At 51.6% G+C, this 26,815-nt stretch carries 26 protein-coding genes and 1 riboswitch; of the genes, 13 read left to right on the top strand and 13 right to left on the bottom strand.

What is annotated here, in order from left to right:
• Positions 1–8 precede the first annotated feature (8 nt).
• From Q0X64_RS06675 to Q0X64_RS06640, 8 genes are all read right to left on the bottom strand, one after another.
• Entirely contained in the window at positions 9–254 is a 246-nt protein-coding gene (locus tag Q0X64_RS06675) for a DUF1244 domain-containing protein (RefSeq protein WP_297810289.1), read from the bottom strand.
• Positions 232–2,262 (bottom strand): ABC transporter ATP-binding protein, encoded by a 2,031-nt coding sequence (locus Q0X64_RS06670; protein ID WP_297810287.1) that lies wholly within the window; start codon positions 2,260–2,262, stop codon positions 232–234. The genes Q0X64_RS06675 and Q0X64_RS06670 overlap by 23 nt, the downstream gene beginning before the upstream one ends.
• On the bottom strand, positions 2,259–3,671 hold the full coding sequence (locus tag Q0X64_RS06665) for an ABC transporter permease (RefSeq protein WP_297810284.1): 1,413 nt from the start codon (positions 3,669–3,671) through the stop codon (positions 2,259–2,261). The genes Q0X64_RS06670 and Q0X64_RS06665 overlap by 4 nt, the downstream gene beginning before the upstream one ends.
• Positions 3,672–3,686: 15 nt before the next feature.
• Positions 3,687–4,646: a 4-hydroxy-3-methylbut-2-enyl diphosphate reductase gene (gene ispH, locus Q0X64_RS06660; RefSeq protein ID WP_297810281.1), complete on the bottom strand. Its 960-nt coding sequence runs from the start codon at positions 4,644–4,646 to the stop codon at positions 3,687–3,689.
• Positions 4,643–5,737: a prephenate dehydratase gene (gene pheA, locus Q0X64_RS06655; RefSeq protein WP_297810278.1), complete on the bottom strand. Its 1,095-nt coding sequence runs from the start codon at positions 5,735–5,737 to the stop codon at positions 4,643–4,645. Before pheA ends, ispH begins: the two co-directional genes overlap by 4 nt.
• A 9-nt stretch (positions 5,738–5,746) precedes the next feature.
• Positions 5,747–6,829: a 3-phosphoserine/phosphohydroxythreonine transaminase gene (gene serC, locus Q0X64_RS06650; RefSeq protein WP_297812134.1), complete on the bottom strand. Its 1,083-nt coding sequence runs from the start codon at positions 6,827–6,829 to the stop codon at positions 5,747–5,749.
• On the bottom strand, positions 6,829–9,414 hold the full coding sequence (gene gyrA / locus Q0X64_RS06645) for a DNA gyrase subunit A (protein ID WP_297810276.1): 2,586 nt from the start codon (positions 9,412–9,414) through the stop codon (positions 6,829–6,831). The genes serC and gyrA overlap by 1 nt, the downstream gene beginning before the upstream one ends.
• Before the next feature lie 95 nt (positions 9,415–9,509).
• Positions 9,510–10,112 (bottom strand): ABC-type transport auxiliary lipoprotein family protein, encoded by a 603-nt coding sequence (locus Q0X64_RS06640; RefSeq protein ID WP_297810274.1) that lies wholly within the window; start codon positions 10,110–10,112, stop codon positions 9,510–9,512.
• Between the two features lie 136 nt (positions 10,113–10,248).
• Here Q0X64_RS06640 and Q0X64_RS06635 point away from each other — a divergent pair, with 136 nt between their 5' ends.
• From Q0X64_RS06635 to Q0X64_RS06620, 4 genes are all read left to right on the top strand, one after another.
• Positions 10,249–10,764, top strand: a complete 516-nt coding sequence (locus tag Q0X64_RS06635; RefSeq protein WP_297810271.1) for an adenine phosphoribosyltransferase — start codon at positions 10,249–10,251, stop codon at positions 10,762–10,764.
• Positions 10,764–11,612 carry an OmpA family protein gene (locus Q0X64_RS06630; RefSeq protein ID WP_297810268.1) on the top strand — a complete coding sequence of 283 codons (849 nt, stop codon included), beginning with the start codon at positions 10,764–10,766 and terminating at the stop codon, positions 11,610–11,612. The genes Q0X64_RS06635 and Q0X64_RS06630 overlap by 1 nt, the downstream gene beginning before the upstream one ends.
• Before the next feature lie 72 nt (positions 11,613–11,684).
• The gene (locus Q0X64_RS06625; protein WP_297810265.1) at positions 11,685–13,562 is read left to right on the top strand and encodes a sodium:proton antiporter; all 1,878 of its coding nucleotides are present in this window, start codon (positions 11,685–11,687) and stop codon (positions 13,560–13,562) included.
• A gap of 61 nt (positions 13,563–13,623) precedes the next feature.
• Positions 13,624–14,274 carry a hypothetical protein gene (locus tag Q0X64_RS06620; RefSeq protein ID WP_297810262.1) on the top strand — a complete coding sequence of 217 codons (651 nt, stop codon included), beginning with the start codon at positions 13,624–13,626 and terminating at the stop codon, positions 14,272–14,274.
• Positions 14,275–14,290: 16 nt separating this feature from the next.
• Here the strand turns inward: Q0X64_RS06620 and thiE are convergent, their stop codons facing one another.
• The 5 genes from thiE to thiC form a co-directional block, all read right to left on the bottom strand.
• Positions 14,291–15,745, bottom strand: coding sequence for a thiamine phosphate synthase (gene thiE / locus Q0X64_RS06615; RefSeq protein ID WP_297810259.1), 1,455 nt, complete (start codon positions 15,743–15,745; stop codon positions 14,291–14,293).
• 430 nt (positions 15,746–16,175) lie between these two features.
• Positions 16,176–16,973, bottom strand: a complete 798-nt coding sequence (locus tag Q0X64_RS06610; RefSeq protein ID WP_297810255.1) for a thiazole synthase — start codon at positions 16,971–16,973, stop codon at positions 16,176–16,178.
• Position 16,974: 1 nt separating this feature from the next.
• Positions 16,975–17,184 (bottom strand): sulfur carrier protein ThiS, encoded by a 210-nt coding sequence (gene thiS / locus Q0X64_RS06605; RefSeq protein WP_297810252.1) that lies wholly within the window; start codon positions 17,182–17,184, stop codon positions 16,975–16,977.
• On the bottom strand, positions 17,174–18,253 hold the full coding sequence (locus Q0X64_RS06600) for an FAD-dependent oxidoreductase (RefSeq protein WP_297810249.1): 1,080 nt from the start codon (positions 18,251–18,253) through the stop codon (positions 17,174–17,176). The genes thiS and Q0X64_RS06600 overlap by 11 nt, the downstream gene beginning before the upstream one ends.
• Positions 18,254–18,385: 132 nt before the next feature.
• On the bottom strand, positions 18,386–20,179 hold the full coding sequence (thiC, locus tag Q0X64_RS06595) for a phosphomethylpyrimidine synthase ThiC (RefSeq protein ID WP_366517509.1): 1,794 nt from the start codon (positions 20,177–20,179) through the stop codon (positions 18,386–18,388).
• Positions 20,180–20,306: 127 nt separating this feature from the next.
• Positions 20,307–20,412: riboswitch (TPP riboswitch) on the bottom strand.
• A 92-nt stretch (positions 20,413–20,504) separates the two neighbouring features.
• On the opposite strand from thiC, the gene Q0X64_RS06590 reads away from it, so the two are divergent.
• The 9 genes from Q0X64_RS06590 to Q0X64_RS06550 all read left to right on the top strand — a co-directional run bounded on the left by Q0X64_RS06590 (position 20,505) and on the right by Q0X64_RS06550 (position 26,772).
• Entirely contained in the window at positions 20,505–21,059 is a 555-nt protein-coding gene (locus Q0X64_RS06590; protein ID WP_297810244.1) for a Smr/MutS family protein, read from the top strand.
• A 271-nt stretch (positions 21,060–21,330) separates the two neighbouring features.
• Complete coding sequence (locus Q0X64_RS06585) at positions 21,331–21,636, top strand: hypothetical protein (protein ID WP_297810241.1); 306 nt, start codon at positions 21,331–21,333, stop codon at positions 21,634–21,636.
• A 121-nt stretch (positions 21,637–21,757) separates the two neighbouring features.
• On the top strand, positions 21,758–22,813 hold the full coding sequence (locus Q0X64_RS06580; RefSeq protein ID WP_297810238.1) for a hypothetical protein: 1,056 nt from the start codon (positions 21,758–21,760) through the stop codon (positions 22,811–22,813).
• A 128-nt stretch (positions 22,814–22,941) separates the two neighbouring features.
• On the top strand, positions 22,942–23,385 hold the full coding sequence (locus Q0X64_RS06575; RefSeq protein ID WP_297810236.1) for a hypothetical protein: 444 nt from the start codon (positions 22,942–22,944) through the stop codon (positions 23,383–23,385).
• A gap of 251 nt (positions 23,386–23,636) precedes the next feature.
• Positions 23,637–24,245 carry a hypothetical protein gene (locus tag Q0X64_RS06570; protein WP_297810233.1) on the top strand — a complete coding sequence of 203 codons (609 nt, stop codon included), beginning with the start codon at positions 23,637–23,639 and terminating at the stop codon, positions 24,243–24,245.
• 114 nt (positions 24,246–24,359) lie between these two features.
• Positions 24,360–24,938: a hypothetical protein gene (locus tag Q0X64_RS06565; protein ID WP_297810230.1), complete on the top strand. Its 579-nt coding sequence runs from the start codon at positions 24,360–24,362 to the stop codon at positions 24,936–24,938.
• 238 nt (positions 24,939–25,176) lie between these two features.
• Entirely contained in the window at positions 25,177–25,632 is a 456-nt protein-coding gene (locus tag Q0X64_RS06560) for a hypothetical protein (protein ID WP_297810227.1), read from the top strand.
• 99 nt (positions 25,633–25,731) lie between these two features.
• Positions 25,732–26,160: a DUF4174 domain-containing protein gene (locus Q0X64_RS06555; RefSeq protein ID WP_297810224.1), complete on the top strand. Its 429-nt coding sequence runs from the start codon at positions 25,732–25,734 to the stop codon at positions 26,158–26,160.
• Between the two features lie 96 nt (positions 26,161–26,256).
• A complete protein-coding gene (locus Q0X64_RS06550; protein ID WP_297810221.1) occupies positions 26,257–26,772 on the top strand; it encodes a superoxide dismutase family protein in 516 nt (171 codons plus the stop codon).
• Positions 26,773–26,815: the final 43 nt, after the last annotated feature.

Below are 26,815 nucleotides of genomic sequence, written 5' to 3'. Positions count from 1 at the left end.
TCAGCGGATTACTTCTGGTATTTGTCCTTCCATTCGCTGTAAGGCATGCCGTAGACATATTCACGCGCCTGGTCGTAATCCATCTCAATACCTTTATCTTCAGCCGCGGCCAGGTACCATTTGGAAAGGCAATTACGGCAAAAGCCGGCCAGATTCATCAAATCGATATTCTGCACATCGGTGTTGTCTTGCAGATGTTCCAGCAGGCGACGAAATGCGGCTGCTTCCAGTTCAATTTGAGTCTGTTGATCCATAATCTTCCTCGTATAAATAGCATTTAACGGTATGACTGCGGCTGAGCTGGGTCAGGTCCGGATATTGTTCCCGGCATCGGGGCATCACATGCGGACAGCGTTGATGAAAATGACAGCCCTGTGGCGGATTGGCCGGTGATGGCAACTCGCCTTCCAGTCTGATGGCTTGTTGCTCACTGTCGCTCTCAATCCGCGGTACTGCGGCCAGCAGCGCCTGTGTGTAGGGGTGTTTGGGATTATTCAGTACTTCATCCCGGCGGCCTTCTTCCACCACCCTGCCCAGATACATCACCGCAACCCGGTGGGCCAGGTAGTCTACCACCGCAATGTTGTGGGTAATAAACAGGTAGGACAAACCGAACTCATGCTGGATGTCGCGCAGCAGGTTGAGGATCTGTGCCTGCACCGACACATCCAGGGCACTGGTGGGCTCATCACAGATAATCACTTCCGGTTCCGCCGCCAGAGCGCGGGCAATACAAATCCGCTGGCGCTGGCCGCCGGAAAACTCATGCGGATAACGATGTTTGATATCCGGCCTCAAGCCGACCCGCTCCAGCAACTCATCGACTTTGTGTTGTTTGTCAGCCGGATTCTTGATTGAAGAGCCCAGCATGCCCTCTTCGATGACCTGGGTAATGGTCATACGCGGGTTCATTGACGAGAACGGATCCTGGAAAATGATCTGCATCGAAGCCCGCGCTTCTTTGAGTTCATGCTCTGACATCCGGGTCATCTGCTTGCCGGCATATTTCACCTGACCTTCAGTGACCGGCACCAGTTGTAAAATGCCCTTCCCAACCGTGGTTTTACCGCAGCCGGACTCGCCCACCAAAGCCAGCGTTTCCGCCGGACGCAGCGACAGGCTGATGTTATCGACCGCTTTCACATGTCCCACCGTGCGCTGCAAAATGCCTTTCTTAATCGGAAAATGCACTTTGAGCTGTTTGACATCAAGCAAGGCGTTATCGGCCGGCACCACATCCGATAAACGGGAGCTGGTCACACGGATTTCGCTCTTAATATGCTCGGCATCGACATCGGGATCAAAAAGATGGCAGCGGACTCCGTGGTTATCAGGCTCCAGCCAGCGTGGCTCGACATCATGGCAATGCTGCCAGGCAAAATCACAGCGATCGGCAAAACGACAGCAATTAAAATCCTGGTTCAGTGGCGGCACGCTGCCTTTGATCACTGTCAGTTTCTGTTCACGTTTCTGATCCGATGGCAGCGCTTCAAACAGTTTTCGCGTGTAGGGGTGGCGGGTGTCATTGAAAAACTGCTCGCGACTGGCGGTCTCCACGATCTGGCCGGCATACATCACCGCCACGTGATCGGCCATTTGTGCCACTACGCCCAGATCGTGGGTGATCAGCAAAATGGCCATGCCGGTTTTTTGCTGAATATCCTTCAGCAGATCCAGGATCTGCGCCTGAATCGTCACATCCAAAGCGGTGGTCGGTTCATCGGCAATCAATAGCTCCGGTTCACCAGCCAACGCAATCGCAATCATCACCCGCTGTTTCATACCGCCGGACAACTGGTGGGGATATTCTTTGATGCGTTGGGTCGGATCAGGTATGCCCACAGATTTCAGCAGCTCAAGCGAGCGCTGCTGCATCGCCTGGGCGTCCATATTGAAATGCCATTTGAGCACTTCAGCTATCTGCTGACCAACGGTCAGTACCGGATTAAGTGAACTTTGCGGTTCCTGGAAAATCATTGAGATGCGACGACCGCGAATTGCCTCCATCTCGGCTTCCGACAGTGGCAGTAAATTTTCGCCATCCAATAACACTTCACCACTGACGATACGGCTGGCAGGATGGGGATTAAGCCGCAACAGTGATAAAGCCGTCATCGATTTACCGCAACCGGATTCCCCCAGCAAGGCAAAGGTCTGACCGCGGCGGATGCTGAAACCGATACCGTCTACCGCCCGATAAGGCATTTCGCCATTGCCAAACCAGGTTTTAAGATTGTTGACCTGTAACAGGCTGTCGCTCATTGCGCCCCCTGCATTCTTGGGTCGAAGGCATCACGAACCACATCGGCAAACAGATTGGCGGCCAGCACCAGAATAAACATGGAGATAAAGGCCGCGGTCAAAGACCACCAGACCACCGGGTCGCGGGCCATTTCCAGCCGCGCACTGTTAATCATATTGCCCCAACTGATCATGGAGGGATCGACGCCAACGCCGACATAAGACAGCACAGCTTCTGCCAAAACAAGACCACTGAAGTCGAGCACTACGGCAATCATCACCAGATGCATCAGATTAGGCAGAATGTGGCGGTGCAGAATACTGAAATTACTGGCGCCCAACGCCCTTGCGGCAAGCACATATTCGGCTTCACGCAGCTTCAAAGTTTCAGCGCGCAGGATTCGGCACAAGCCGGTCCAACTGGTGACGCCAAGAATAATGCAGAGAAACAGCAAGCGCATATCGGCCCGCTCAGCAATGGTTTCAAACTGATCCGGGTTATTATTCATGTAAACCTGCAGGATCAGCACGGCAGCGGCGATCAGCAACACACCCGGAATCGAATTCAAGGTGGTGTAGATATACTGGATGATATCGTCGATCCAGCCACGGAAATAACCGGCTGCAATGCCCAGCAGGATCGCCAGTGGCAACATGACCAAGGTGGTCAAAGTCCCGATCACCAGCCCGGTGCGCACACTCTTCAGTGCCTGGTAGAGCACATCGTTACCGACTTTATCGGTACCGAACACATGATAATCGCCACTCAGCGCAATCAGGTTGAATGCCGTCAAAGTCAGCAGCAGTAACATCAGGTAAAACGTCGACAGCGGATAGTCAGAACGACCGCGAATAATGCGTCCGGCCTCGGTGAGTAAAGTACTTTTCCGGCGCCAACGCGCCAGGATGCAGTGACACAGGTAAACAATAAACACCAGCAAGATACTGAGCAGGCTGGCTTTTAAGACTGTTTGCTGAATGTCATCCAGTTTGAGCGCAGGATGATCCAAGTGGCTGGCACCGTGCTTGAGGCGGGGGTAATCGTAGACTAGCGTGCCATCGGCATCGGTCTGCATTTCTTTGACGTAAAGCTGATGGGCAAACGGCGCGGAATAGGTTTTTTCAACCTGCTGACGCAGAGGCTGGGCCAGACGATCAAAAACGCTGATAACTTCTGTGGCGTAGTGGACTTGATCGCCATTGCCATCAGACTCCAGTACGGGCCGATAATGCAGGGAATCAAGCAGGCCAATGACGACATAACAGGCCAGTATCATGATCGCCATCATGCCGCGTTTGCGTTGGATGACACTGTTCCAGGGAGCACTGAGATGAGGCCGCTTTCTGATATAGACCACGGCACCGGCCACTACAGCCAGCAGCAGAAAAATCAGAATGTCTGTCCAAAGAAATACGGGCAAAAAGGGCATGTGCGGCCTTATTTTTTATTTTCTCAGACTGGTCACATCGATTTTTAGTTCTCTTGGCAGTGAAAACTCGATGTTTTCTCGTAATCCCTCGTCTTCTCTGACCGCGGTAACGCCGAACTCAGCCAGCTTATCGACAACCTGTTCAACCAGGATTTCCGGTGCCGAGGCGCCGGCAGTCAAACCGACACGGTGTTTGTCCTGTAGCCAGGTCGACTCCAGTTGTTGCGCATTATCCAGCAGATAAGCCGTGGTGCCGAGCTTTTCCGACAACTCCCGCAAACGGTTGGAGTTAGAGCTGTTAACCGAACCCACGACCAATACCAGGTCGCATTCTGACGCCAGTTTTTTTACGGCATCCTGGCGGTTCTGGGTGGCATAGCAGATATCATCTTTGCTGGGTCCCTGGATATCCGGGAAATGCTCGCGCAGCGCATCAATCACCACCGAGGTATCATCGACCGACAGCGTGGTCTGGGTGACAAAGGCCAGTTGCTGCGGGTTTTTAACTTTCAGTCTGGCCACATCCTCCGGTGATTCCACCAGATACATGCCCCCCTCCTCAGAGGTGTACTGGCCCATGGTGCCCTCCACTTCCGGATGGCCTTCATGACCAATCAGAATGCATTCCATGCCCTGCTTTTCGTAGCGCGAGACTTCCATATGGACTTTGGTCACCAGCGGACAGGTGGCGTCAAACACTTTCAGGCCACGATGTTTACCTTCCTGCTGCACCTGTTTGGATACGCCATGGGCGCTGAAAATGACAGTGCTGTTATCCGGCACTTCGTGCAGTTCTTCGACAAACACTGCGCCCTTGTCACGCAAATCATCGACCACAAACCTGTTGTGTACCACTTCATGACGTACATAAATCGGCGCACCGAACAGTTCCAGTGCCCGCTCCACGATGTCGATGGCCCTGTCCACGCCGGCGCAGAAACCGCGCGGGTTGGCCAGAATCAATTCTTTTGTCATAACACAGCCTTGGGGTAAGACCCCAGAATTCTGAACATGGAGGATTCCTGTTCCAGCCGTTTCAATGCCCCGGCAACATCAGCTTCGCTGATATGACCCTCAATGTCGATAAAGAATACGTATTCCCAGATGCCTTTGCGCGAAGGCCGTGACTCAATGCGGGTCATGCTAATGCCACTCTCGGCCAGCGGCGTCAGCAGAGACTGCAAAGCCCCCGGTTTGTTTTTGGTCGACACCAGCAATGCAGTTTTATCGCCCCCTGTGGCCCCGACTTCCTGTGAGCCAATCACCAGGAAACGCGTGGTATTGTCGACTTCATCTTCAATATTGTTGGCCAGCACCGACAGGCCATAAATCTCCGCCGCGCGGTTGGCCGCAATCGCCGCTGTACCCGCCGGCTCGCTGGCGACTTTACGCGCCGCTTCGGCATTGCTGTTAAGCGGAATCAGTTCCGCCTCGGCCAGTTCTTCGGTCAGCCACTGACGGCATTGTGCCAAAGCCTGCGGGTGAGCATAAACCCTGCGGATAGCCTTGAGATCTTTTTCCTTGCTGAGCAGGTAATGATGAATGCGCAGGGTGACTTCGCCATTGATTTTCAGCGGCGAAGCGATGAAGCGATCCAGCGTATGCGAGACCATGCCCTCAGTGGAGTTTTCCACCGGCACCACACCGTAACAGGCGTGACCGGTTTCGACTGCATGAAAGACATCAGCAATGGTGCTCATCGAGTGCAGTTCAACACTGCCACCGAAATGTTTCTGTGCTGCCGCCTGGGTGAAAGAACCTTCCGGACCCAGGTAAGCCACCTGCAGGGTTTTCTCTGCAGCCAGGCAGGCTGACATGATTTCACGGAACAGCCGCGCCATCTCCTCGGCAGACAGCGGCCCCTGATTACGCTCCATCACATTACGCAGCACCATGGCTTCACGATCTGGACGATAAAAATCGGCATGGCCGCCATTTTCAATTTTGATTCGCGCCACTTCCTGTGCCATCGCCGTGCGCTGATTCAGCAAATCTTGGACTTTCAGATCGATATCATCAATCTGCTGACGAATCTGTTCCAGGGCCTTTTGCTCTTTATCACTCATTGGCAGCGCTTATCCGTATTGACGCTCAAACTCTTGCATGAAAGCAATCAGTGTATCAACTCCGGCTTCGGGCATGGCGTTATAGATGCTGGCGCGCATACCGCCGACATCGCGGTGGCCTTTCAAGGTCAGCAACTGTTGCTTGGCCGCCTGTTCCAGGAAGGTTTTCTCCAGACTGGCATCAGCCAGCGTGAATGGCACATTCATCCAGGAACGATAATTGGGATCAACCGGATTGGCATAAAACGGACTGCTGTCGATGGCCTGGTAAAGCTTGTCGGCCTTGCGCTTGTTGATCTCGGCCATCGCTTCCAGGCCGCCCTGCTGTTTGATCCACTCGAACACCAGCCCTGCCAGGTACCAGCTGTAAGTGGCCGGCGTATTGAACATGGAGCCATTATCGGCATGGGTCTGATAATCGAGCATTTTGGGTGTGCCCGGCATCACATTCCCCATCAGCTCCTTGCGGATAATAACGATGCATAAACCGGCCGGACCGATATTTTTCTGGGCACCGGCGTAAATCAGATCGAACTGATTGACATCAATCGGTCGCGACAGAATCGTGGAGGACATATCCGCGACCAAGGGTATGTCGCCAACATCCGGTACATCATGAAATTCCAGGCCATGGATGGTTTCATTAGGCGTGTAATGCACATAAGCAGCATCATCGGATAACTGCCAGTCAGCCCTGTCAGCCACCGTAGTGAAATGCTTATCACTGGAATCTACGGCAACATTGACTTCACAAAAGCGCTTGGCTTCGGCAATGGCTTTGGCTGACCAGGCACCGGTATTGAAGTAATCGGCCCTGGTCTTGCCGCGCAGCAGATTCATCGGAATCATCGGAAACTGCAGAGACGCCCCGCCCTGCAGGAACAACACGGCATAGTCATCCGGCACGGCCAGCAACTCACGCAGATCGGCTTCTGCCTTTTGCGCAATCGAGGTGTATTCCGGGCCCCGGTGACTCATTTCCATCACTGACATGCCCGAGCCATGCCAGTCCAGCATTTCCAGCTGCGCCTGTTTCATCACGGCCTCGGGCAACATAGCCGGGCCGGCACTAAAGTTATACGCTCTCAAAATTACTCTTCTGTGGCTGTTTCTGCGTCGTCATCACCAACCGGCAGTTCGGCATCGTCTTCATCTTCGATCACGCGCTCAACACCCACCAGCTTTTCTTGTTTGCTGAGGTTGATAAGACGCACACCCTGGGTGTTACGTCCCACCAGAGAGACATCTTTGACCGGGGTACGCACCAGCGTGCCGCCATTGGTAATTAACATGATCTGATCATCATCACAGACTTGCACGGCACCAACGACGCTGCCATTACGGTCGGAAGTCTGAATCGAGATAATACCCTGACCGCCCCGGCCCTGAACCCGGTATTCCGCCAGGTCAGTACGTTTGCCGTAACCGTGTTCGGTCGCGGTCAGAATCGCGCCCTCTTCCTGGGCAATAATCAGGGCAATGATTTTCTCATCATCAGCAATGCGCATACCACGCACGCCGCGGGAAACACGGCCCATTGAGCGGACATCAGTCTCTGGGAAGCGAATGACTTTACCGGCCGAACTGAATAGCATGACATCTGAGGTGCCATCAGTGACGGCCACATCAACCAGTTGATCATCGTCTTTCAGATCGACGGCGATAATGCCGTTGGCACGCGGACGGGAGTAATCGACCAGCGGGGTTTTCTTGACGGTGCCGGAAGCGGTCGCCATAAAGATAAACTTGTCGGCTTCGTATTCACGAATCGGCAGCACCGCGTTGATGCGCTCGCCCTCTTCCAGTGGCAGCAGATTGACAATCGGCTTACCGCGGGCGGTACGGCCACCCTGAGGCAGTTCATACACTTTTTTCCAGTAAACCTTACCGGCACTGGAGAAACACAGCAGCGTATCGTGGGTATTGGCAACAAACAGATGTTCGACAAAGTCTTCATCTTTCATCGCTGTCGCGGCCTTGCCTTTACCGCCACGTTTCTGTGCCTGATAGGTATCCAGCTGCGTGGTTTTGGCATAGCCGGTGTGTGACAGAGTCACCACCATTTCTTCTTCGTTGATCAGATCTTCCAGCGTCAGATCCAGGTGATTGGCCAGGATCTCAGTGCGACGCTCATCACCGTACTCTTCGATAATGGCAATCAGCTCATCGCGAATCACCGCCATCAGATTATCCGGATCACTCAGAATCGCCAGCAGTTCGGCAATCAAAGCCAGTACTTCACGGTATTCGTCGAGGATCTTGTCCTGCTCCAGCCCGGTCAGGCGGTGCAGACGCATATCCAGAATAGCCTGCGCCTGTGCCGGTGACAGGTAATACAGCCCATCGACCAGACCCAGTTCTTCCGGCAGACCTTCCGGACGCGAGGCTTCGGCACCGGCCGCGCCCAGCATTTCCTGGATCAGGCCCGAGGCCCAGCCTTTGGAGACCAGCGCCTGCTTGGCTTCAGCCGGATTAGGCGAAGATTTGATCAGTTCAATAACTTCATCAATATTGGCCAGTGCCGTTGCCAGACCTTCGAGGATATGGGCACGGTCACGGGCTTTACGCAGGTCATAAATTGAGCGGCGGGTCACCACTTCACGGCGGTGACGGATAAAGGCCTGCAGCACTTCTTTCAGATTCAGTGTGCGCGGCTGACCATCAACAATCGCCACCATATTGATGCCGAACACGGTCTGCATCTGGGTTTGCTGGTAGAGATTGTTAAGGATGACTTCGGGGACTTCACCGCGCTTAAGCACGATAACCATGCGCATGCCTTCCTTATCGGACTCATCACGCAGGGCGGAAATACCTTCAATCTTTTTGTCTTTGACCAGCTCAGCGATTTTTTCCAGCAGGCGGGCTTTGTTGACCTGGTAAGGCAGTTCATTAACCACAATGCTCTGCTGACCGGTGGCTTCATTGGTTTCGACATCGGCGCGGGCACGGATGTGGACGCGGCCACGACCGGTCTGGTAGGCCTCGGCAATACCGCGGGCACCGTTGATAATGGCGGAAGTGGGGAAATCCGGCCCCGGAATATGCTCCATCAGTTCACTGACGTTGATATCGGGATTATCAATCATCGCCACTGCGGCATTGAGCACTTCGGTCAGGTTGTGCGGTGGAATATTGGTCGCCATGCCCACGGCGATACCGGATGAGCCGTTAACCAGCAAAGCCGGGATCTTGGTCGGCAGTACCGCCGGTTCGCTTTCCGACTCATCGTAGTTGGGAATGAAATCGACGGTTTCTTTTTCCAGATCAGCCAGCATTTCGTGGGTGATCTTGGCCATGCGCACTTCGGTATAACGCATGGCTGCCGGTGAGTCACCATCGACCGAACCGAAGTTACCCTGGCCATCGACCAGCATGTAGCGCATCGAAAACGGCTGGGCCATCCGCACCATGGTGTCGTAGACCGCGGTATCACCATGCGGGTGATATTTACCGATGACGTCACCGACGATACGTGCAGACTTTTTATAAGGGCTGTTCCAACTGTTACCCAATTCCCGCATGGCATACAAAACACGGCGGTGAACCGGTTTCAGACCATCACGTACATCCGGCAGCGCACGACCTACGATAACGCTCATGGCGTAATCGAGGTACGATTGCTTCATCTCGGCTTCGATACCTATCGAATCCAGTTCTAAGGCAATTTCACTCATTGATTAGTCGTCCGAAATTAATACCAGGTGGGCATTTCCACCAAAGCATTAATCCTACCACTAAAGGCGATTTCCTGCACGCGAATCTCTAAGTGCTACCTAGCACCGACTTTGGCAAAATAATCGCTAAAATCCTGCTCCAAAGTCGTCAGAAGCTGATCAAGCCCTTGCCGCCACCCGGTAACCACATTACCCGGCGTGGTTTTTTCGATATCCGCATCAACCCTTAAGCCGGTCTGGAACAACATGTTTTGCTGCTCATCAGCCGAACTCATAAAGAACTGCATCTCCACAATAGCCTGGGGAGAATACTCGGGCCGTTTCTCACCATAAAGCGCGGTGACGGCGGCTTCCAGCACATAATCAGCCTCGGCAGTCTCATCGACAACCACCTGGCTGAACAGGCCGCTTTTCTGCAACCAGCGGCGTAGCTGCGCAGTAAACATCTCTGAGGGTTCGGTGAATAACTGGTGCGGCGGCTGGCTCTGATATTCACTTTCGTTCACACGATACACAATGGTTTTATCGCGGAAATGCGGCACCACACGCACTGGTTTGAGCAACAGCACCCGGTCACGGGCAAAACTCTGCGCTACACTGCCGCGGTCGACATCAACCACGTAGTAGCGTGGTTCGGCGTTGGCATCCACTTCGTCACCACCGCCCCAGCTAAAACAGGCGCTGAGCGTCAACATCATCACCAACACAAGCAAACATTTAATGGGGGTAACAACAGCTCTCAAAGCAACTCCTTGAATGATTGTTCAGCAACAAGCTAAAACCTGATGCATTTGTGCCGATATAATAAACGGCCATGAGGAAACACCACAAACCATGAACAGCCTGAAAAACAAAATCAGAGATATCGCGGACTTCCCTGAACCCGGTATTGTTTTCAAAGACATCACGCCGCTGGTGCAGGATCCGGGCACATTGCGTGAATGCATTGATGCTCTGATCGCCCCCTTCTCCCACAGCAGAATTAACGCGGTGGCCGGTATGGAAGCGCGGGGCTTTATCTTCGGCACGCTGGCAGCCTGGGAACTGGGCGTGGGCTTTATTCCTTTACGCAAACCGGGCAAGCTGCCCTATGACGTGCAGAAAGTGGACTATGACCTGGAATACGGTAATGCTTCACTGGAAGCGCATATCGATGCCATTCAGCCCGGCGACAAAATTCTGTTGATTGATGATGTCCTGGCTACCGGCGGCACTGCCAAAGCCAGTTGTGAACTGGTGGAAAAACTGGGCGGCCAGGTCGTCGCCTGTGCCTTTGTAATGGAACTGGGCTTTCTCGAAGGCCGCCAGAAACTCCGGGATTACCCGATACACAGCCTGATAACTTACTGATGAAACTGCTTATATTAATTTTTTCCTGTGTACTCTTTGCCCCTGCCATGGCAGAGCAGTTCCAGGCGCCGGTCACCGATACCCGTTGGCAAGTGGTGGAATCACCGCTGGAATGTTCTTTGATGCAGACGATCCCCGGATTCGGCGAAGCCGGGTTCTACCGGGGTAATGGTGGTCGCTTACAAATGATCTTCAATACCGAGAGTCTGCCCGCCCGGCAGAATCATGTCAGCTTTCAGGTGGCAGCCGCGCCCTGGCAAAATTCCAATGAGCAACTGGAACTGACATCCAAAGCCACCGAAAACGGTCAGCAACGCTTTAATCTGGAAGGGGTGCTGGCACAGGAAGCTTTAAATTATTTGCAGGAAGGCCGCTTCCCCTTGATCGAATACCATTCACAGGCCTACCAGGAAGCGATCAGCGTGATGCTGTCCACCGTCAAACTCAACGACTCGCTGCCCGCTTTCCGCCAGTGCCTGAGCAATCTCCACCCCGATACCTTTGATCAGGTCAATCAACTTACTGTCTTTTTCCAGTTGGAACAGTCCAGCCTCGATGCCGCTGCCCAACGGGCACTCAACCGTCTGGCAAGCTACGCCAAGCTTGATGACAGCATTCGGCAAATCCGAATCAGCAGCCATACTGACAGCCATGGCCGCCGCAGCCTTAATGAGCCGCTGTCTGATGCCCGTGCCAATGCTGTTAAAAACTATCTGATCCAGCAACACGATATCGCGGCGTCTATGATTCGGGTCGAATCCCACGTGGCATACAAACCTGCTGCCAGCAACAAGACCGTTGAAGGCCGGGCCCGTAACCGCCGCGCAGAAATCACGCTGATACGCTGACTCTTCCCGCCAACTGGATTTAATGTCACCATTAGCGATTGTTGCTAACGCTCACCCGAGCTCTGGAAAAGAATGAATCAAGAAGCTGTTGTTGCCCTCTCTGCTATCGGCATTGTCGCCATTTTGTGTCAATGGTTTGCCTGGTGGATCAAACTGCCTGCTATCGTTTTTCTGCTGATTGCAGGTATTGTGCTGGGGCCACTGACCGGCTGGCTTAACCCCGAAGCCCTGTTTGGCGATCTGCTATTCCCGATGGTGTCACTGGCGGTTGCCGTGATTCTGTTTGAGGGCAGCCTGACCCTAAAATTTGAGGATATACGCGGGCTACAGAAGGTGGTGCGTAATATTCTTACCGTCGGGGTCTTGATTACCTGGGCTTCAATTGCCGTTGCCACCCATCTGTTGCTGGACTTCTCCTGGGGGCTGTCGATTCTGTTTGGTGCGATTATGGTGGTCACCGGCCCGACCGTGATTGTGCCGATGCTCAGAACCGTGCGTCCCAATGTCAAAATCTCCAATGTGCTGCGCTGGGAAGGCATTGTTATTGATCCACTGGGCGCTATCCTCGCGGTACTGGTATTTGAGGTGCTGGTCTCGATGCAGCTTCAGGGCCATGCTTCAGTCGGCCACACTGTTTATATGTTTGGCAAAACCCTGGCGGTGGGTCTGATTATCGGTGCCGGTGCCGGTTACCTGTTCGGTATCGTGCTGCGCAAACACTGGCTTCCCGAATACCTGCACAATGTGGCGGCGCTGGCTGTGGTGTTCGGTACCTTCGCCATTTCCAATGAATTATCGGAAGAGTCGGGTCTGCTGACCGTGACCGTTTTGGGGATCTGGCTGGCCAATATGAAAAACGTGCCGGTCTATGACATTCTTAACTTTAAAGAAGATCTCAGTATCCTGCTGATTTCCGGTCTGTTTATCCTGCTGGCTGCCCGTCTTAACTTTGAATCCTTCCAGCAACTGGGTCTGGGTGCCGTGATGCTGTTTCTGTTTATCCAGTTTATCGCTCGCCCGGTTAAAGTCTTTCTCAGTACCATCGGCTCCGATTTAAGCTGGCAGGAAAAAGCCATGATCAGCTGGATTGGGCCGCGTGGTATCGTCGCTGCGGCGGTCACCGCCCTGTTCGCCTTGCGTTTGCAGGATATCGGCATGGAAAACGCCGAACTGCTGGTCCCACTGGCTTTTGCCATCATTATCGGCACGGTGCTGGTTCAGGGCTCGACGGCCAAATTTATCGCCAACAAACTAGGCGTGGCCGAACCGGATGACAGCGGCTTTCTCATTATTGGTGCCAATTCGGTGGCCCGAGTCGTTGCCAAAGCACTCAATGACAACGGCTACCGTACCCGTCTCACTGATGGTAGTTGGACCAATGTGAAAGAAGCCCGCATGGGTGGTCTCGACACCTACTTCGGTAATGCCGTGTCTGAGCATGCTGACCGCCATCTGGACTTGATTGGCCTGGGTCAGGTGCTGGCATTGACGCCGCAGAGCGAGCTGAACGCGCTGGCCGGACTGCGTTACAAAACAGAGTTTGGCAGCAACCATGTCTACTTTCTGTCCACCGAAAAAGAAAAAGACAAACAGCGCAGTGAAGCCAAATCACGTAAAGCGATCAGCCATGATTCCCATGTGCTCTTCGGCAGTGAAATCACCTACAGCAAACTCGCCAGCCTGGTATCTCGCGGAGCCAAGATTAAACAAACCAAGCTGACCGAAAATTTCGGCTTCGAAGACTATCTGCAACAGCATGGCCGTCGGGTGACGCCGCTGTTTGCCTTCAATGCTAAAAAGCGCTTGTTCTTCTTTACTGCGGCTGCCACGCTCAAACCGGAAACCGGCTGGACTATCGTGGCGCTGGTACAGGATGACAGTGACCCGGCACAGGCAGAGGCGCCCACGACTGCCAACGGCAACCTGGACGAAAACCGCCTGCCCTCATAGCTGTAAAGCTCTGCGCTGCGAGGCCGATATAGAGAGCAGAATGTAATGAAAAGACCAGGTCATGGCTGAAAACACTGAAGAACGACAGGAAGAATCTGCCGAGAGTGAGAACGAGAGCAAAGGGCTTTCCACCTCGCTGTTGATTAAAATCGCGATCGGCCTCGGGATTGTGTTGATTGCCCTGATCGTGGCGTTTTTCATGATGCCCGAACCAGAGCCCGTCGATGAGGAGCAAACTCAGATTGAGAGCTCAGCAGCGTCTGAGACCGATGCTGAGGCTGACAGCATGGGTACGGCTGATACAGATACTGACAGCATTGAATTACCGGCTGTTGATGAGGCGGCTGACGCATCGGCTAATAGCGAGAGTCTTGCCAGTAGCCAGCCTGACACAGCGCCTGCCGGCACCAAGCCGGATAATATGCTCAGTGAAATTATGGCCTTGCAGAAACAGATTAGCGGTCTGCAACAGGATAACCAGAAGCTAATCAAGCAGGTTGAGCAACTGGTCAAAGAAAATGAAAAGCTGAAAACCCAGGTCAGCCAGTTAACGGCCCAGCAGCCCAGCCTGGATGAAGTGATTGCCGATGAACAACTGGTCAGCAGTAATGAGTCGGCGGCTGAGTTCCGCCAGCAACGCTATCGCCATACCCCACAGCCTGAATTGGAGCCCCAGTGGGGGGAATTTGAAACACTGAACCCGGCTCAATAAACTCGCTTTTTTACGATCAACTTTGCCACAAACTCAATAATTCCCGGGTCACGCGACGATAATCGTCTGCCAGGGTAATCGCCGTAATCATCGCTACTGATCCAACGCCGGTCGGTTTCAACTCGGCAGCACGCTGCTGATTGATCCCCCCTATCGCCACCACCGGGTATTGGGGCTGCAGCATATTCACCCACTGCTGCAGACGCTCGAGCCCCTGTGGTGAAAAAGGCATCTGTTTACTGGTGGTCTCATAAATCGGGCCCAGCGCGATATAGCTCGGGTTCACCGCCAGCGCTCTGGCAAGCTCCCAGTAGGAATGCGTTGAGATCCCCAACCTGAGTCCGGCTTCGGCAATCGCTGCCAAATTGGCATCGTGCAGGTCTTCCTGGCCCAAGTGAACACCGTAAGCACCCGCCTCAATCGCCAGTTGCCAGTGATCATTAACAAAAAAGTTGACCGCCCGGCCATTGAGGCTCCCGGTCGAGGCATTAATCTGCTCACGGGTGTGCTCAGCTGACTGCTCCTTGACGCGAAGCTGAATGGTTTCAATGCCCTCATTCACCAGCTTTTCGACCCAGTTATGGCTATCAACTACCGGATAGATCCCCAGTCGCGGCGGACAGGCTGGAAATTCAAATTGCTTACCAATCAACTCTTGCTTATAGCACAGGCGCGGCATATCCTCCAGCGTCAGTGACTCTCTGCTATGTTCCATCACGGCATAAGGGCCAGCCGAGCGAGATTGCCGGATACCGCGGTGAACATAGGCTTTGGCCAGCACCACGGCGTCGCGGATATCCTGTCCCGAAGCCAGATGGGCGGCAGTCGCAGAGGCTAAAACACAGCCGGTGCCGCGAACATCAGCCTCCAGTCTGTTCTGATAGCAATAAAAGCCACCCTCATCAAACTGGAAGTAATCACTGGCGTAATCGCCATCGCTATGTCCGCCTTTGACCAGGCAGGCATTCAGTCCTGTCTGACGTAAATGGTTTGCTGCCAGTTCAATGCTTTGATGATCACCACTGAGCAAGCGTAGTTCTTTGAGATTGGGCGTCAACAAAGTGATCGCTGGCAGCAGTTCAGCCAGCAGATATTGTTGCACCTCATCACTGACACCGACACCACCGCTGCTGCTAGCCAGCACCGGGTCCAACACCACAGGCACACCTGGCAGTTGAGCCAGGATCTGAATCACTGCCTCCGCCACCGACAGGCTGGGGATTAAACCAATCTTGACGGCGCGTACCTCAAAGTCGCGCTGACAATCTGCAAACTGCGCCAAAAGTTTTTGCGGATTCACCGCCCCCAGATCGGTCAGCCCTGTTGAACGCTGTTCGGTCATGGCCGTTATCAATGGCAAAGCATGGCAATCATGATGCTGGACCGTAGCAATATCGGCAGCGATGCCGGCACAGCCTTGCGGATCAAGGCCGCCGATTAGTAAGACGGCGGGTCGGGTTTGTGTTGTCATTGTTATCTGTCTGCTTATTGATAGTCGGTTTTAGCGTTTTTGCGAATGCTGGGGTTGAGTTGCTACCTTGAAGTAGCTCGGTTTTAGCTAGTTAGGTTTGTCTTCTTAGTGCGATCAGGGACTGGATTGCTTCGTCGTAAACTCCTCGCAATGACGGTATTCCATGAGTAATCTTACGCTCCCCGGAATGGAGGTATTCGTTGATTAAAAGCCCTGCCAACAATTCAAACTACCCAGCTTAAGCTACGTAAACCGTCATCGCGAGGCCACAGGCCGAAGCGATCCAGGCCCGAAACTTAAACTTGGGACTGGATTGCGTCGTCTCGCACTCCTCGCAATGACATTATCCCATTAGTGTTTGCAAACCATCGCAATAGCGTTATTCGATGAGTCATCACCACCATCTCATAATGACAACGGCCAAACGTCCCTACCCCTGTTGCCAGATCGGCTGCTCCAGTGTTGGTGTGCTGGGTTTGGCATTATCCCTTTTAGGCATGACCCCGGCTTCAAAGGCCAGCCGCCCGGCATTGATTGCATCGGCAAAGGCATAGGCCATGGTTTGTGGTTCCAGCGCTTCAGCGACGGCGGTATTAAGCAAAATGCCGTCAAAGCCCAGTTCCATTGCCTGCACTGCATCGGAAGGTTTACCGATACCGGCATCGACCAGCAGAGTCAGCTCCGGCAGACGTTCTCGCAGGGTTTTCAGAGCATACGGGTTAAGCAGCCCCTGCCCCGTGCCAATCGGCGCCCCCCAGGGCATTAAGACTTCACAGCCCAGTTCAGCCAGCTTTTGGCATAACACCAAGTCATCGGTGGTATAGGGAAAGACTTTGAAGCCATCCTCAATCAGGATTTTGGTGGCCTCCACCAGCGCAAAGGGATCAGGCTGCAGATTGTAGCTGTCCCCCATGACCTCGAGTTTAACCCAGTCGGTCTGAAACAGTTCACGCGCCATATGGGCAGTCTTGACCGCTTCTTTCACGCTGTAACAGCCCGCCGTGTTGGGCAAAAGATGACAGTTCAGATCCTCGATCATCTGCCAGAACTGCTCGCCGCTGTTTGACTGGTTGGCAGCCTGACGGCGCAAAGACACGGTGATGACTTCAGCGCGTGAAGCGCGAATAGCATCAACCATCACTTTGGGAGATGGATATAGGGCCGTGCCGATAAACAGACGGCTCCCCAGTTCCTGACCGTAAACCGTCCAGTTTGATGCCTGTTTCATCTCAACCTCCGCTGATGGGTGACATGATTTCGACCGCGTCACCGGCTGCAATAGCGCGGCTATCCCAGCTTGCCTTAGGCACGACTTCATCGTTAATGACCACGATAAAACGGCCTGCCACCGCCTGTGCTTCAAGCAGCGAACTGACGGTGTGCTGCTGGTCAACTTCCAGCGATGTGCCATTGAATTGAATCTGTTGTTTAGAGTTCATATAACACTCCGAAATGTACCTGCTCCGGTTTGCCTGCCAGCAATTGTGTCAGGTCTTCGACCACAGCCGGGCCGAATAAATAACCGTGCCGGTAAAAGCCGTTTACGATATAGCCCCAGTCGGTCCGCCTGATGGTGGGCATATTATCCGGCAGTCCGGGACGACAATGGGCCGTCATTTCAATGATTCGCGCCTCAGCAAAGCCTTTATGCAAGCTGTAAAGGGCCGACATCAACTCAAGACCGCTGCGCACCGTTACCGCAGAACGATCATCGCTCTCAATCACCGTCGCGCCCAAAACATATTCATTACCGGGCCGCGGAGCCAGGTAAAACGGATAACGCGGATGCAGCAAACGTACAGCATGCTTGAAGTTGACCTCAGGTGCCTGAACCCGGATGACCTCGCCTCTCACACTGCGTAAATCACTCAGATTCGCTTTGCCACCATTGCCGCGGCAATCAATCACTTCGTCAAACTGATCAGCACGGCAGCGCAGATATTGCTGGCACAGGCGATCAATTTCAGCCTGATTGAGTTCAGCAATATCGCCGGTCTGCTGCCAGTCACAGTGCGCCTGTAAAAGCTCACCGAGTTGACGATAGAGCTGACGATTATCCAGACAGGACTCCTGCTCGAACCACATGGCCTGACGGAAGTTATCAGCAAGCTCCGGTTCGCGCTCGCTCAAAGCATCACCTTCCAGCAAGCGAAAGTCCGAATCCTCAAGCATATGTGAAGCCCGGCGCTGATAACGCGCCATTTCCGACTCATCACCGGCATGTGCGACCACCAGCGTGCCATGATCACGGTAAAACACCGGCTCTGGTAACTGCCTCAGCCACTGCGGCCACAACGCATAGGAGCGCAGCCCCACCGTTTTCACCATCGGCTCGGCACTGATAGCTTCGGTCGCGGCTGCCACCATAGACGCCGCCACGAAACCGGCACTGTCGGTGCCCTGTTTGTCATCTCTGGACAAAATAGACACATGATGACCGTCCTCCAGCAAACGCCAGGCTGTCAGACGACCAATCAGGCCACTGCCGATTATCAGATAACGACTCATGTATGTGATCTTGTCATTAAGCTTAGTTGCCCCTTACCCCGGCTCTCTACCACTGGGGGAGAAAACAAGAAAATGCACCTTCCCCCCGATGCGGGGGAAGGCTGGAATGGGGTCAAAGGACAAATCCAATTCTCAAGATTTCACTTCGTGATAAATCTTGCTGCCCGCCTCTTTGAACTCCTGAGACTTCTCAGCGAAGGCTTCTTTAACATCATGAGAAATCTTCATCGAGCAGAACTTCGGCCCACACATAGAGCAGAAATGTGCCACTTTGGCTTTAGGCTGTGGCAGCGTTTCATCGTGATACTGGCGCGCGGTATCCGGATCGAAACCGATATTGAACTGATCTTCCCAACGGAACTCGAAACGCGCCTTGGAAATCGCATCATCACGGATCTGTGCCCCCGGATGACCTTTACCCAGATCGGCCGCGTGGGCAGCAATCTTGTAGGTAATAATGCCGGTTTTCACGTCATCTTTGTTGGGCAGGCCCAGATGCTCTTTCGGTGTCACGTAGCAGAGCATGGCAGTGCCGTACCAGCCAATCATCGCCGCACCGATACCGGAAGTAATATGGTCATAACCCGGTGCAATATCGGTGACCAGCGGGCCTAATGTATAGAACGGTGCTTCATCACACAATTCCAGCTGCAAGTCCATGTTTTCCTTGATCTTGTGCATCGGCACGTGACCCGGGCCTTCGATCATCACCTGAACATCGTGCTTCCAGGCAATCTTGGTCAGTTCGCCCAGGGTTTTCAGCTCGGCAAACTGGGCTTCATCGTTGGCATCCGCCTGTGAGCCCGGACGCAGACCATCACCCAGCGAGAACGAGATATCGTAAGCTTTCATGATTTCGCAGATATCTTCGAAGTGGGTATAGAGAAAGCTTTCTTCGTGATGCGCCAGACACCAGGCTGCCATGATAGAACCACCACGTGAGACGATACCGGTAGTACGGTTCACGGTCAGCGGGATATGTGCCAGACGCACACCGGCATGAATGGTGAAGTAATCCACGCCCTGCTCAGCCTGCTCAATCAGGGTGTCACGATAGACTTCCCAGTTCAGGTCTTCGGCAACGCCGTTCACTTTTTCCAGCGCCTGGTACAGCGGCACGGTACCCACCGGTACCGGTGAGTTACGGATGATCCATTCACGGGTCTGGTGAATATGTTTACCGGTAGACAGATCCATAATGGTGTCACCACCCCAACGGGTACTCCAGACCATTTTCTCGACTTCTTCCTCAATGGATGAAGTGGTGGCAGAGTTACCGATATTGGCGTTGATTTTCACCAGGAAGTTACGACCGATAATCATCGGCTCAGATTCAGGGTGATTAATGTTGGCAGGAATAATCGCACGACCTTCGGCGACTTCCTTACGCACATATTCGGCGGTGATGTAGTGCTCCATATCTTCCGGCAGCTCACCACGCTGAGCCAGTGCTTCGCGGCCCATACTCTCGCGAATAGCGATGTATTCCATTTCCGGGGTGATGATGCCTTTACGGGCATAGTGAATCTGGGTGACATTCTGGCCCGGTTTTGACTTAAGCGGCAGACGGCGATGTTCGAACAGCGGGATATCAAAATCCTGGGCATCCTGCTCACGGGTGTAATGTGAACTGAAAGCATCAAGCTGCTCGCAATCTGCCCGCTCTTCAATCCATTTCTGGCGGATCAAAGGCAGACCGGCTTCGATATCGATTTTGGAATTTGGATCGGTGTACAGCCCTGAAGTGTCATAGACCACAACGGGTTCATTGGGAGTTCCCGGTAGGCTTGGGTCAGCGTTGGGCGTATCAGTCAGGTTGATACGACGAAACGGCACCAGCAGATCATCACGACTGCCCTGCAGATAAAATTTCTCGCTGCCCGGCAATGGCTCAGTGGTAATACCGGTGCGATCTTTGAGGTTGATTACTTTGTTTGTAGCTTGAGTGGACACGTCACTTCCCCCTGTTTGAAAACCGAAGTCGGGGAAGATGAGAGCGTTGCGCGAATGCGAACAAGGAATGGATACAGATTACAGCTACACTGAGGCTGTTGCAGGTATCCTGCTTGTTTCCTACGGAAGTCTTAACTTCTTCAGGTTCAACGGGTTTCATCTCAGCCTTCACGGAAAATTCCGCTCGGGCACCCCGACAAGTGACCCGCATGGTAAATCAAAAAGCGTTTTTTACACAAGCCTCATCTGGCACAATAAAGAGAGTTACTCCCACCCAGAATCAGGTTTTACCGGGCTCATGGCAGACAAGCAAAAAGACCAGAAAGACGACGATATCGCGCTGTTTCGTGAGCAAATGCGAGACGCTACCCCGATTCGTCGCCAGGATCTGCCGCCTGCTCCCCCCAAACCCCAACCCAAAGCCCGCCATCACCGGATAGATGACGATGATCCAAATGGCCAGGCCTTCTCCGATATGTTTGCCCCGGACAGCGTCGGCAACGAGGAATACCTGGAATACCGCGGCCCAGGCATACAGCACCGCCTGTTTTCAAAGTTACGCAGTGGCCGGGTGCACCTGGAAGCCGAACTGGATCTGCACGGTATGACGCTGGCCAAAGCTGAACCTGCTCTGTCACAATTTCTGGAAGTCTGCCAGCAGCAACAAATCCGCTGCGTCAGGATAATTCACGGCAAAGGCTGGGGCTCGAAAGACAACAAGCCGGTTTTGAAAAGCAAACTGAACTTCTGGCTGCGGCAAAGCGATATCGTGCTGGCATTCTGCAGTGCCACGGTGGAAGATGGCGGAACTGGGGCGCTGTATGTTTTACTGAGGCGACTGCATAGCGAGTAACGTAGACCTTGCCGCATATTAGATGGAATTGATATGGATGAAAGTTGGATGGAATCACAAGCACTCCCTGATTACACCCCAGCGATAACGGCACAATTTCGTGTCATCGGCCCGATTTATTTCCACCCCAAATTTATAAAATGTCTCTTTTTATATATTTCAGTTAGATAAAAGAGTTATAACGTCTCTATCTGAAAAATTAAAAGGCCGCCCGCTAATAATTATTATGAGGCCAGCGGCCTCATTAACAAACTGTTATGTCTAAAAACACATGATGAATATTAGCTTAGCAACAACATTTATCGTGGTGATTTTTATCGCCATGATGCTATTTATTGAAGAGGTTTCGGTTTCAAGTTTTTTCGGCTGGCTCGGGTTTTCTATCGCAGTAGGCTCTATGGGATATTTCATGGTGTTCGCACCTTATGGCTTAAGAACTCACACAACGGTATTTGGCCACCGGCATAAGTATCGGCATCCAGTACCTGAAATCCCGCTTAAAGTTGTAAGGGGGATTTTAGTTCCTGTCTTGCTATGTTTGTCCCTTAGCTTCGGGTTCTACGTATATGCCATATAAAACACATAACAAGTTGCTCAAGTACACTCCGGCCGCAAAATCGCGGCCTCCGCGGGACAACCTACACTGCGTTTCGGTTGCCCCTTAGCAAGGCGTTAGAGAAGAAGGAAATTACTGCTAAATGTTGTCATTTCAGCTCAAACGAGAAATTGAAGTCATTTTGACTGCTTACGACGAAGCGGCGGAATTTCGTGACGGTATACGCATAATTAACGAATCGTTTCCTGGCTTGTCAGATCTTTTGGCCAAAATAGGTGAGAGCGGGGGTAAAGGAGCGGATGCAGGTAATAAAATGCGTACGCATCTTGCTCAACTTCGCAATAAAGTTCAGCCCATCAGTCCACGATCTTTCTTTTCGTCAATGGAAGAGTTTCAAAGACAATTACAAAAATCGACCGAGTTGAAAATTGATGATTTAGGTCTCATAGACCAAATATCATCGAGAATTGAAACTTTTTCCGATCATTATGAAGAATATATAAAAACCTATACTGCCCAATCTGCTGGACCTCTGATTGTTGAAGCAAGGTCGTTGTCTGAGATGTTGGATGGATTTCAACTCGCATTGAGACTCGCCCACCGAAACCTAGATGATCAAGAGCAAGCCTCTGTGAGTGAAAGAGAGTTGACGATCTACCTTCCAGAGATGATGCCTCTGGATGATTTTGCGCAGAGACTTTTAGCTATTCATCGCCTCTATGAGGTCATTGCCCAAATCATTGGTGTAGACGTTAGCGAGGCACCCCTCCGGCTGCAGAAGGCTGAGTCGGGAAGCTTGTGGTCAAAAGTTTTTGGTGACTCACGTGTAATTGGTCTCATCGTAGACTTTCTGAGATCTTCAGTGACGTATCTATATCGCAGCTACACCAAGGAAGGGCGTATTTCAGCAATACCCCAGAAGCTTGATTCCCTCGACAAAGTCATGAATTTTTCAGAGCGACTGAGAGCCGAAGGGATCGATACCTCCGAGATCAATGAGCTTCTGAGAACATCTGCAGTGGGCATCGCAAAGGATATCAACTCTTTATTAGGCGACCAGCGGGAGATAACAATCAACGGTGAAACTCAGTCTCTCGCCAATGAGGTTCAGAATAGCTTGGAATACAGTGGTCGTAGACTGAACCTAGAATATGATTTGCCTGATGATAAACCGCAGTATGACGATCCGGAAGACTGAGAGCAATGGTTCACCAACTCTAACCAGTTGTTGCTGGTTGTTTCGGGCCGGGAGGCTCTCCACCAGATGCCCTTTTCGCTGCGCTACAAGGGCATCGTTGAACAAAAGCATTATGTTTAGGAAAGCCAATGTGTAATGCAAAGAATCATCACCCAAATTGTAATGGTGGTTTCGGTGGATATGGCGGCATAAGATTTCGTTACACTGCCCAAGATGATTTATTCACCTCTCACCCGAGAGGTATACCTGCTCTCAGAATCAGTAATAATAGTTACAACACGCCAAACTCTCGTTGTCCAGTTTGTAGAGAACCGGTTTTCTATTATCAAAATGAGTTTGGAAGTAAAGTTTTTTTCGATGAATTAGGCCCTCCATGGTCAAAGCATTGGTGTACTTCAAGTGGTCTATTTCTTCCCCAACAAGTCGTTGGTTCTACACCTAAAAAATCAACATCCACTAGCGAAGGTTGGTTTCCTGTTCCTTTACTAGAAGCCGGTAAAATATCTAATAATGCATATGCAGGTCTTTTGAAGGTAAAAAAATTACCTTATTTGTTGCCCAAGAGGAAGTAGAGCTGAAAGCAAATCTCCAAGCTTTTTCTGAAGAATCTCTCTGCTATATGAAGTACATTGACAACGATACTTATTACATATCACTAGTTTCTGATGATCTAAAAATATTAAACTCAAAAGCATATTTAGACTCAGACAAAGTGAAATGAAAAAACATAACAATAAGGTCAAACTCACTCCATCCCCAAAATGCGCGGCTTCCGTTGGGACACCCGTACCTCGCGCCCCTTACCTAGATCGTTAGGCAGCATATGAATGAACCAAAAAATCTAATCATTGGCGACTCTACAGTGGACTTTTGGGTTTGGGTTAACCCGTCTAGTTGGCACGTTCAGCACCAATTATCTGTAGGCTCTTTTGTCTCGGCTGGTAGCATCGGCCGGGGAGACAGCAATCTACCTTTCATTCCAAATCCAAAATTCACTGGTGATGTTTCACCATTTTCAGTCGGTGTCACACACCATTATTCTGCCGAATATAATTTCGAGATAAACCGAGAACATTACTTCCCTGACTACCCAAGCAGGCTAAATGCAATTTATTTATTAAGGTCAGAGTCTGAAGCGCAGAAGTACAAAGAAAGGCATATGGGGCATGTTGGTAACCGTGTACTCAAAAAAGTTTTTACTGTGGGTCAGTATGCATACTCAATCCATGACTCAAGCTGGGTTGATTTTCTTCGCCTCAACCATAGCTGTGATAAAGACACGATTCATAATGTTACTCAGGCATACTGGCGAGGAGTAAACGCTGCAAACTGTGAGTTAAAATCCATGGGACAACCATGGTCAGAATCGCCAATATCGGAGATTCTATTTTTAGGGCGAGTAGATTTCTATGACCGCACATTACCTAAATAAGCTACTGCCTAACAAGGCGATCAAGTTCACTCCGCCACTTCGTGGGCTGCGCGGGACTCCAAAAGCTTCGCTTTTTGACCCCTTACCTTGGCGTTATATGAGGACGCTCTGAAATTGGCTATTCGAGAAATCTTTGAAATTGGCGGAGCAGTACTGCTCTCATTAGGTGGCGCGGGAGCAATTATTTTTGGCTTGTCTTCATGGCTAGGGAAGGTATGGGCTGCGAGGATTCTGGCAGAGGAAAAGGCGAAGTACGGCCAAGATCTGGAGGCATTTAAAAGCGCTCTTTCCAATGAGGCAGAAAGGCATCGCGTCAGGTTGAAGAAGTCAGAATTTATCTTTGAAAAAGAATTTGAAGCGGCATCCAAACTCGTTTACCTCGTCAGAGATATTAATCCTCAAATGACCCATCCCGAGATGGATTGGTTCGATGCGTGTGACGACATCGCGTTGTCATTTTCTAAAATTGAAAGTCAATTACACGATTTTATGAAAAGCCACGGTGCTGTTTTGCCAGATGGTGTAAAGCATCTACTTTCCCTTTGCCACGGCATTTCCGCTGAGAATAAATTTGAAGTTGATAGCAAAGGGCCTACCACAAAAGCAAATAATGCAGCAGAGGTTCTTTTTGGTCACTTAAAACAGGCAGAGTTTGAGTTCCTTGGGATGGTTCATGGCCAAGTCAGCACATAACAAGGCGCAGCAGTCGCCCGGCAAAAGACCGCCGGGCTGGGACGGCCTACCCTACGCTTCACTCCAGGCAAGCAGCTCCTGTGCGCGGCGTTAGCCTCATGAGGGTTCTACATGATTATTGAGTGCAATTATTGCAAGGCAAATGTAGATGCAAAAGTTATCGCAGAGCTCGTAGGTTGGGCTGAGGTACGAAGCCCAACATTCTGACTTTCAGGCTTCAAAAGGATAATTTGAGATTATGAAATATATTCTATTTGCAGTCTTGGCTCTGTCAGCGCCGTTTATTGCCGCAGAAGTAGTCAGGTACAACTCTACTTTCAAGGGGATTCAAGTTGGCGTTTCTACCTTACCTGATTTAATAGAAAGACACGGAGCACCCTTACACAAGACTGTGAATAGCAACAATGTTAAATACTCGTTCGACCGGTTTCAGGTCACTATTCAAGATAAAACTGGCCGATTTAACACGATTATTATTTTTGATCCAGAATACAGAGACGCAAATGGAATCCGTGTCGGACACTCAAGGATGGATGTGGAATCAGCTTTGGATGCTAAATCTGAACATGAATACATGATCGATAAAAACAATGGCATCGTCTATTGGTTTGACTTCAACAAAGTTAATCGAATTGTACTGGCCTTCGAAATGCGCAGATTATCTAGGGTCAGAAAATATTTGGGGTCAGAGTAAAAACTGGCTGGGCAGCCTACGAACGCTCAAACCTGAACCTCAAGAAGTCAAAACACTGTCCCACGGTAATAGAAAGACCCAATAACGACGGACTGATATATGAAATTCCTGACTTTTCTGCTGACCTTCATGTTGCCACTCGATGTGTTTGCCACTAACCACACCGAATTAAATGCATTAGAGCAATTACAATGGCAGAACAGAGTCATTCTGGTTTTCTCTGATCGGGTCGAACATTACCAGCAGATTTTCAACAACGCCGAGTCACAGGTCAAAGATAGAGATATTGCCTGGTTCATTATTGATGGCAAACAGCTAACAAGTAATTACATGGGTCAGATTTCAGACAGTTTTCTCCCCCAGCTTCATCACCAATTCACTTCATCCAATGAAGAAGTCCTCTTGATAGGCAAGGATGGTGGCGTAAAGCAGCGAGGCAAAGCTCTGCCCATCAATGAGATATTTGATGAGATTGATGAAATGCCTATGCGAATCAGGGAAATGCAGGAAACAGCTGATCATAATTGAGCGTTCAACTTCCCCGGCTCAGCCCTGGCCTGCAGGAACACCGCGCCTTTCAAAGAGTCTTGTTTATTGAACTGAATAAGTTTGAGAGGAGGCAATATGAATATTCGACTCATAATGCTGATGACAGCGTTTTTCTCAGCCAGCGCAGTTGCCAGCGATACCATCACCGTTAACATGACCAATCTGCAATCGGGAGAACCCGCGGGTACCGTCACCATCAGCCAGCATGCTTATGGCACGGTGTTCACGCCAAACCTAAGCAATCTGACCAGTGGTAACCATGGCTTCCACGTTCACGAAATTGCCTCCTGCGGCCCCAAGAAAAAAGACGGAGAAGTCATTCCTGGCGGTGCTGCCGGCAGTCACTATGATCCGGCCAACGCCAAGCGCCATGCTGAGCCGTGGAGCTTTGATGGACACAAAGGTGATTTACCCGCACTGTTTGTCGATGAGAACGGCAATGCCACTCAACCAGTGCTATCACCCAGACTGAAGCTGGCAGAACTGGGTAACCGTTCCTTGATGATTCATCTGCACGGCGATAACTATTCGGACGATCCCAAACCGCTGGGTGGTGGCGGCCCTCGTCTCGCCTGTGGTGTTATTGAATAATCAAAAAGGTTCGAGGGATAAATCGGGATCCCTCATCAGTGAT

Source organism: uncultured Methylophaga sp., from assembly GCF_947259025.1.
Lineage (GTDB): Bacteria > Pseudomonadota > Gammaproteobacteria > Nitrosococcales > Methylophagaceae > Methylophaga.
This window is presented reverse-complemented; position numbering and strand designations above follow the sequence as displayed.

Coding starts and splice junctions, on each gene's coding strand:
- Q0X64_RS06675 (WP_297810289.1), bottom strand. CDS start 254: ATGGATCAACAGACTCAAATTGAACTGGAAGCAGCCGCATTTCGTCGC.
- Q0X64_RS06670 (WP_297810287.1), bottom strand. CDS start 2,262: ATGAGCGACAGCCTGTTACAGGTCAACAATCTTAAAACCTGGTTTGGC.
- Q0X64_RS06665 (WP_297810284.1), bottom strand. CDS start 3,671: ATGCCCTTTTTGCCCGTATTTCTTTGGACAGACATTCTGATTTTTCTG.
- ispH (WP_297810281.1), bottom strand. CDS start 4,646: ATGACAAAAGAATTGATTCTGGCCAACCCGCGCGGTTTCTGCGCCGGC.
- pheA (WP_297810278.1), bottom strand. CDS start 5,737: ATGAGTGATAAAGAGCAAAAGGCCCTGGAACAGATTCGTCAGCAGATT.
- gyrA (WP_297810276.1), bottom strand. CDS start 9,414: ATGAGTGAAATTGCCTTAGAACTGGATTCGATAGGTATCGAAGCCGAG.
- Q0X64_RS06640 (WP_297810274.1), bottom strand. CDS start 10,112: ATGATGTTGACGCTCAGCGCCTGTTTTAGCTGGGGCGGTGGTGACGAA.
- Q0X64_RS06635 (WP_297810271.1), top strand. CDS start 10,249: ATGAACAGCCTGAAAAACAAAATCAGAGATATCGCGGACTTCCCTGAA.
- Q0X64_RS06630 (WP_297810268.1), top strand. CDS start 10,764: ATGAAACTGCTTATATTAATTTTTTCCTGTGTACTCTTTGCCCCTGCC.
- Q0X64_RS06625 (WP_297810265.1), top strand. CDS start 11,685: ATGAATCAAGAAGCTGTTGTTGCCCTCTCTGCTATCGGCATTGTCGCC.
- Q0X64_RS06620 (WP_297810262.1), top strand. CDS start 13,624: ATGGCTGAAAACACTGAAGAACGACAGGAAGAATCTGCCGAGAGTGAG.
- thiE (WP_297810259.1), bottom strand. CDS start 15,745: ATGACAACACAAACCCGACCCGCCGTCTTACTAATCGGCGGCCTTGAT.
- Q0X64_RS06610 (WP_297810255.1), bottom strand. CDS start 16,973: ATGAAACAGGCATCAAACTGGACGGTTTACGGTCAGGAACTGGGGAGC.
- thiS (WP_297810252.1), bottom strand. CDS start 17,184: ATGAACTCTAAACAACAGATTCAATTCAATGGCACATCGCTGGAAGTT.
- Q0X64_RS06600 (WP_297810249.1), bottom strand. CDS start 18,253: ATGAGTCGTTATCTGATAATCGGCAGTGGCCTGATTGGTCGTCTGACA.
- Q0X64_RS06590 (WP_297810244.1), top strand. CDS start 20,505: ATGGCAGACAAGCAAAAAGACCAGAAAGACGACGATATCGCGCTGTTT.
- Q0X64_RS06585 (WP_297810241.1), top strand. CDS start 21,331: ATGATGAATATTAGCTTAGCAACAACATTTATCGTGGTGATTTTTATC.
- Q0X64_RS06580 (WP_297810238.1), top strand. CDS start 21,758: ATGTTGTCATTTCAGCTCAAACGAGAAATTGAAGTCATTTTGACTGCT.
- Q0X64_RS06575 (WP_297810236.1), top strand. CDS start 22,942: ATGTGTAATGCAAAGAATCATCACCCAAATTGTAATGGTGGTTTCGGT.
- Q0X64_RS06570 (WP_297810233.1), top strand. CDS start 23,637: ATGAATGAACCAAAAAATCTAATCATTGGCGACTCTACAGTGGACTTT.
- Q0X64_RS06560 (WP_297810227.1), top strand. CDS start 25,177: ATGAAATATATTCTATTTGCAGTCTTGGCTCTGTCAGCGCCGTTTATT.
- Q0X64_RS06555 (WP_297810224.1), top strand. CDS start 25,732: ATGAAATTCCTGACTTTTCTGCTGACCTTCATGTTGCCACTCGATGTG.
- Q0X64_RS06550 (WP_297810221.1), top strand. CDS start 26,257: ATGAATATTCGACTCATAATGCTGATGACAGCGTTTTTCTCAGCCAGC.